This window comes from Propionivibrio sp. (assembly GCF_017995515.1).
In the GTDB taxonomy this organism is placed as follows: Bacteria; Pseudomonadota; Gammaproteobacteria; order Burkholderiales; family Rhodocyclaceae; genus Propionivibrio.
This window is the reverse complement of the sequence record NZ_JAGOIT010000120.1, coordinates 1-5949: the sequence shown is the minus strand read 5'-3', so window position 1 is coordinate 5949 and position 5949 is coordinate 1. Positions and strand designations below refer to the sequence as shown.

5 protein-coding genes and 1 pseudogene are annotated in these 5949 nt (G+C 60.4%); 1 reads left to right on the top strand and 5 read right to left on the bottom strand.

Annotated features, from left to right (window positions below):
• Positions 1 to 195 precede the first annotated feature (195 nt).
• The 5 genes from KBA32_RS15015 to xseA all read right to left on the bottom strand — a co-directional run bounded on the left by KBA32_RS15015 (position 196) and on the right by xseA (position 5469).
• Positions 196 to 759 carry a hypothetical protein gene (locus KBA32_RS15015; RefSeq protein ID WP_294360559.1) on the bottom strand — a complete coding sequence of 188 codons (564 nt, stop codon included), beginning with the start codon at positions 757 to 759 and terminating at the stop codon, positions 196 to 198.
• A 99-nt stretch (positions 760 to 858) separates the two neighbouring features.
• The gene (locus KBA32_RS15010) at positions 859 to 1482 is read right to left on the bottom strand and encodes a LysE family transporter (RefSeq protein WP_294360557.1); all 624 of its coding nucleotides are present in this window, start codon (positions 1480 to 1482) and stop codon (positions 859 to 861) included.
• A gap of 72 nt (positions 1483 to 1554) precedes the next feature.
• Positions 1555 to 3105, bottom strand: a complete 1551-nt coding sequence (locus tag KBA32_RS15005) for a type I restriction endonuclease (protein ID WP_294360553.1) — start codon at positions 3103 to 3105, stop codon at positions 1555 to 1557.
• A gap of 359 nt (positions 3106 to 3464) precedes the next feature.
• A complete protein-coding gene (locus KBA32_RS15000; RefSeq protein WP_294360550.1) occupies positions 3465 to 4052 on the bottom strand; it encodes a Fe-Mn family superoxide dismutase in 588 nt (195 codons plus the stop codon).
• A gap of 52 nt (positions 4053 to 4104) precedes the next feature.
• A complete protein-coding gene (xseA, locus tag KBA32_RS14995; protein ID WP_294360549.1) occupies positions 4105 to 5469 on the bottom strand; it encodes an exodeoxyribonuclease VII large subunit in 1365 nt (454 codons plus the stop codon).
• A gap of 311 nt (positions 5470 to 5780) precedes the next feature.
• Here xseA and KBA32_RS14990 point away from each other — a divergent pair.
• A pseudogene (locus tag KBA32_RS14990) lies at positions 5781 to 5949 on the top strand (MotA/TolQ/ExbB proton channel family protein); the annotation flags it as partial.

The window sequence follows — 5949 nt, the reverse complement described above, 5'->3', positions numbered from 1 at the left end:
ATCGACGAGACCAGCAAGGCGCTCAAGATAGCGCAGGAAGACGGGAATCGACGCTTCGTACATGCTGATCGGCATGGAGGCTTATCCTTTGGCTGGCAAATTGAAAACGTAACGAATCCCGAAGCGAATGAGTTCAGACCATCGATTGACCCGGGGGAACGCTGGTCAATCGCGGTCAGTCGTTCGTGCGATCGCTCATGGCCACGCGCCTTCATCCTTGCAGTTCTCCACGAACACCTGATCCTGCGCTGGATTGTTGGCGATGTAGACCTGATTCATGGACGTCTTCGGATGAACGCCATCCTCGCACGCCGCACTCTGCGTCGTGCCGATCACGACCAGGCTGCCGGCCACAAGATCGCAGGAAACGAGGTGATCCAGCGCGCTCCAGGACGGACAAATCGCGTAGGTTTGGCGATACGTTTCCCTGGACTCATTGGGCCGGTTGAGCGACCACCACCGGCCAATCCGCGAGTGGCTCTTGCTCGAATCCCAGACTCGATAAACGCGTACGCTGCGCTGAACGGAAAACACCTTTCCTGCGCAAATCCCGCCATTCTCGGAGGCAGCCCGCGCCTGGTCGAGTAGCGCGGGAGCGGCGGTTTCGACGACGCCAGCGGGCGGAACCGGCGGTCCCCCGAAGCAGGCCAGACCGTCGATGCCAACAGCGACCTCGCCATCATGGCGAACAAGGCCGCCGCACCCTGTCAAAGCGATGGATACGACAGTGAGAGCGATTTTGTGGAGAGTATTGCTCATGGAGTGGGCGGTCAGGTTTTGCGGAGGTTGGCGAACTCGCTTATTGGGGTTGCGTAATAGTCAAGCGGGATCGGACAAGTGCGGCAAAAAGGCGTGCCCTCAGGCTTTTTGAAGCGATGCTGTGGCCAGCGCGATGCCAAGGCCGAGCAGGATCGTCCCGATGGCGCGTTCGATGAGATGGCGCGAGGTGGCGACGAAGCGACGCGCGGCTTCCGACGAGAACGCGAAGGCGACCAGTACGAACCAGACGAGATGCGCGAGCGACATGAAGGCGCCGTAACCGAGTTGGGTGAGCAGGGGCGTATCGACGCGGATGACCTGCGTGAAGAGCGAGACGACGAACAGCGTCGTTTTCGGATTCAGCGCGTTGGTCAAGAAACCGATGCGCAGCGCCGCGAAGTCCGAGAGCGGGGCGGTTTCTGAAGCGTCGGCTGTCGCGTCGATCTTCCTGGCTTTCAGCATCGTGATGCCGAGGTAGATCAGGTAGGCGGCGCCGGCGAACTTGATCGCCGAGAAGAGCAGGATCGAGCGCGAGATCAGGAGCCCGATGCCAGCCATCGAATACGCGACGTGAACCAGCACGCCAAGCGAAATCCCTACCGATGTCAGCATCCCGGCGCGGCGCGAGCGCATCATGCTGTTGCGTGTGACCATGGCGAAGTCGGCGCCGGGGCTGATGACGGCAAGGATCGTGATGGTGGCGACGGCGACTGCTTCGATCATGTTTGTTCCGCAGATGGGAAAGACCCGAATGTTACCGCAGAGCCCAAGAAAACAACGCCGCTCAGTTGGCGGTTACGCCAGCGCCGCCTGGGTGCGTGCCTTCCAGCCCGGGCCCAGCGGGGCCATGAGCTCGCTCAGGGCTTCGCCGTCGAAGATGCGGCGGCGCAGCACGTCGCCCACAAAGGCTTGCAGTGCGGCAGCGTCCAGCCCGTGCTTGGCGGCGATGGCGGTGAGTTCGCGGGTTTTCTTATCGGCCTTGGAGCGTTCGTAGCCGGCGCGGATTTCCTTTTCATCCGGGGCTTGGCCAACGGGCAGGCTGCGGATGTATTCGGCGATGAACTTGGCATCGTCCTGGATCAGGCCGATCAACTGCTCGTGGTTCATGGTGGGTTGTCGATCTTCTCGCCGGAGAAGAGTGCGATGGCTTTGTTCACATTCTCTTGCTGTTGGCGGAAGTCGAGCACGTTGCCGTAGGGCTTGCTGTCGTTGAGCGCGCGGTTGGTGCGCGAAAAAAGCCTGGATCAGCCCGTGGTGCTTCAGGTTCTTGTCCACGTACAGGGTGTTGAGGTACTTGGAGTCGAAGCCGGTGAGCAGCATGTCCACGACGATGGTGATATCGATCTTGTGGGCATGGGTTTGACCCGCCTGACGCAGGTCGACATTGGAGTACTGCTGATCCTTGATGCGCTTTTGCACATCCTGACAATAGAGGTCGAGCTCGCCGATGCGGTGGTTGGTGTCCTTGAGCAGGGAGGAGGCTTTGAACGAGGTGAGCGTCTTGCCGCTGCCGGTGGTGTGCCAGATGTAGCCGTTGCCGCAACGCTGGTGGATGCATTCCACAATGGCCTGCACGGCATAGACCTGGTACGGCCGCATCATCAGCAGCTTCTGCTCGCTGGCGACCAGCACCATGTAACGGCTGATCATCTGGCCCAGGGTGCATTTGGCGAGGAATTTCTCGGCGAAGGCATCGAGGTGAGTAATCTTCTTGTTGTCTTCGCCGGCGAACTGGTGAACGGGCAGGAAGCGTTCGTCGGCGTTGAAGCTGAAATGGCGGGCGTTGTTGTTGGCGAAGTACCGGGTGTCGGTGCGATTGCTGACGATGAAGAGCTGGATGAAGCAGAGCAGCGTCTTGCCGTAACCGTTGCCGGGGTCGGTCTTGTAGTCGACGATCTGCTGCATGACCCGGCGCGGGCTGACGGCCAAGGTTTTCAGTTCGATCTGTACGGCCGGCACGCCGTTGATGAGCAGCATCACGTCGTAGCGGTGATGGCTGTTGTCGGTGTTGATGCGCAACTGGTTGATGACTTCGAAGTGGTTCTTGCACCAGTCCTTGATGTTGACCAGGGTGTAGTTGAGCGGTGTGCCGTCGTCGCGCTCGAAGGCGTTGATGCTGCGCAACGTTTGCGCGGCGTTGTAGACGTCCGGCGTGATCACGTCGTCAAGCAGGCGCTGGAATTCGCTTTCGGTGAGCTTCACGCGGTTAAGCGCCTCGAACTTCTCGCGGAAGTTGGCTTCCAGGGCGGCGCGGTCGCGGATGTCGTGGCGGTAGGTGTATTTGAGATCGCCCAGCTTCGCGATCAGATCAAGCTCGATCTGGTTTTTCGTGGTTGTCATTGCCATGACCCAATCATGCGAATGGGGGTCTTGGAATCGGCTGAGTCTATCAGTGCTCAACGAGACCCACCAACATCTGTGGCAATGGGAAATAGTCTCGTGATTCTCTGGCATATTCGAATGTCGGCTTTGTGCTCGGTTTCTGCCGTATGACCCCAGGCTCCCGGATGGCAGTCTTTCCCCACGAAGAGACATCGGGGTTCTCGACCGAGTGAAGTTGTCCGTAGTTTCTTGAATGCCAAGAGGTAAAGAACTCGGCACTTCCAAAGAAGTCAGGGGAGCGCATGGCTCCCCTGGGTTTTCGGAACGTCGTCAATTTCGACGTGAGTGCGTTTCCACGTCTTTACTTCCACTGCACTCCGTGCTTACGCCGCGAAGTTCTTCTCAGCGAACTGCCAGTTGACGAGGTTGTTCAGGAAGGTCTCGACGAACTTCGGACGCAGGTTGCGATAGTCGATGTAGTAGGCGTGTTCCCAGACGTCGATGCACAGCAGGGCTTTGTCGCCGGTCGTCAGCGGCGTGCCGGCCGCGCCCATGTTGACGATGTCGACCGAGCCATCGGCCTTCTTCACCAGCCAGGTCCAGCCCGAGCCGAAGTTGCCGACGGCGGAGGTCTGGAAGGCTTTCTTGAATTCGTCGAAGCTGCCCCACCTCTTGTTGATGGCATCGGCCAGTGCGCCCGACGGTGCTCCGCCGCCATTGGGCGACAGGCAGTTCCAGAAGAAGGTGTGGTTCCATACCTGCGCGGAGTTGTTATAGATGCCGCCTGCCGGCGCCTTCTTGACAACGGCTTCCAGATCCAGGTTTTCGTACTCGGTGCCCTTGATCAGGTTGTTCAGATTGGTGACGTAGGCCTGGTGGTGCTTCGCGTAGTGATACTCGAACGTCTCTTTGGACATGTGCGGAACCAGTGCGTCCATGGCGAACGGGAGTTGCGGTAGTTGATGTTCCATTTTTGCTCCTTGGTAGAAGTGTCGTTTGTTGTTCTCAGCGGGTCAGTGGCTTTCAGGATTGGTCTTCGCCGCGCTGCACCGAAGTGACAGTGGCATTGGCCCGACCACTGCGGAAACAGACCGCGATGGAGTCGTTTGGTTCCAACGAGTCGGCATTGCGCACGATCACCCCGGTGGCATTGGTAACGATGCTGTAGCCGCGTTCGAGGACGGCGTTCGGGTTCAGGTGCGCGAGGCTGGCGGCGAGGCGGGCGATGTCGCCGGATTTCTTCGCCAGCGTTTGCTGGTAGGCGGCAGGCAGTCGTGTCTTGAGCGCTTCAAGCCTGCGCGCGATCGCGTTCGTTTCCGGGCGCGCCAGGAGCAGGCGATGGCTCAGGTCAGCGAGGGCGTTGCGTCCGTGTTGGCAACGTTGTGCCAGGCCGTGGTCCAGGCGGCGCCGGAGGTTGCGCAGCAATTCGCGCTGCTGTTCGATCCGCTGTGCCGGATGCTGCAATCGACGGGCCTGCCAGTCGAGCTGCTGCGCTTTCTGCGCCAGCGAATTCGCGGCAACGCGTGACAGTGCTTGCCGGTGCGCCGCGAGGCCGGCCATCAGCGCGGTGTGCTGCGGTGCGGCCATCTCCGCCGCAGCCGTCGGTGTCGGTGCGCGCAGGTCGGCGGCGAAGTCGGCGATGGTGAAGTCGGTTTCGTGGCCGACGCCGCTGATGACGGGGATCGAGCTTGCACGGATCGCCCGGGCGACGGCTTCGTTGTTGAATGACCACAGATCCTCGATGCTGCCGCCGCCGCGGCAGACGATCAGCACGTCGCACTCCTGCCGGGCGTTTGCGCATTCGATTGCGCGTGCGATCTGCTCGGAGGCGCCTTCGCCCTGCACCGGGGTCGGATAGACGATGATTCCGACGTGCGGCGAGCGGCGGGCAAGCGTCGTTACCACGTCGCGCAGAGCCGCCGCCTGAGCCGAGGTGACGATACCGATCCGGCGCGGAAAGACGGGCAGGCGGCGCTTGGTCGTGCTGTCAAAGAAGCCTTCGCGCTCGAGTTTCTCCTTGAGGCGCAGGAACTGTTCGTAGAGATTGCCGACGCCTGCCTTGCGCGCCGCTTCGACGTTCAACTGGAAGTCGCCGCGCGCTTCGTAGAGCGTGACGAGAACGCGGGCTTCGATATGCTGGCCGTTTTCCAGCCGCCAGCCGAGCAACTGCGCCCGGTTGCGGAACATGACGCAGCGCACCTGTGCGGCGGCGTCCTTGAGCGAGAAGTAAACGTGCCCGGAGGCTGCGTAGGTCAGGTTGGAGACCTCGCCGGCGACCCAGCACAGGGGAAACGACGCCTCGAGCCTTTCGCGCGCGAGGCGGTTGAGCACGGAGACGGGGATGACGGTCGGCACCAGCGAGGCGTCAATGGCTTGTGTTTCGGGCATGCACGGATTCTAACGCCTTGTCAATTCATTCACACCTCGGTCGCCATCATGTCACGTGGCCGAAAGTCGGGCGGGTATGCGCTGACTTGTCTGTAATCATTTGAATTTTATGTATTTATTTCCCTGCCTGTTTTTTCGACAAGTCAGTCGATCGGTTGCTCCGGCGGCGATTCCGGCGAATTACGTGCCGATACCCACAAAGTTATCCACAGATCTTGTGGATAAGAATATGTCCATTACTTAAGCGCGGCACTTGCCGCTCAAGCTGGCACAGGCTAAAGTTCCGCGCTGTAGATTTTTCGGGGATTGCCGTGTTCTCAATCATTCTGGCGGCCGGTTGGCCCATTTGGCCTCTGCTTTTTGCATCGATCATCGCCGTCGCTCTGATCATCGAGCGCTTGGTGGCGCTGCGTCGGTCCAAGGTGCTTCCCGCCGGTTTGCTGCAACGCGTTGTTGCCGAGTACCGGCAGGGTGCGGTAA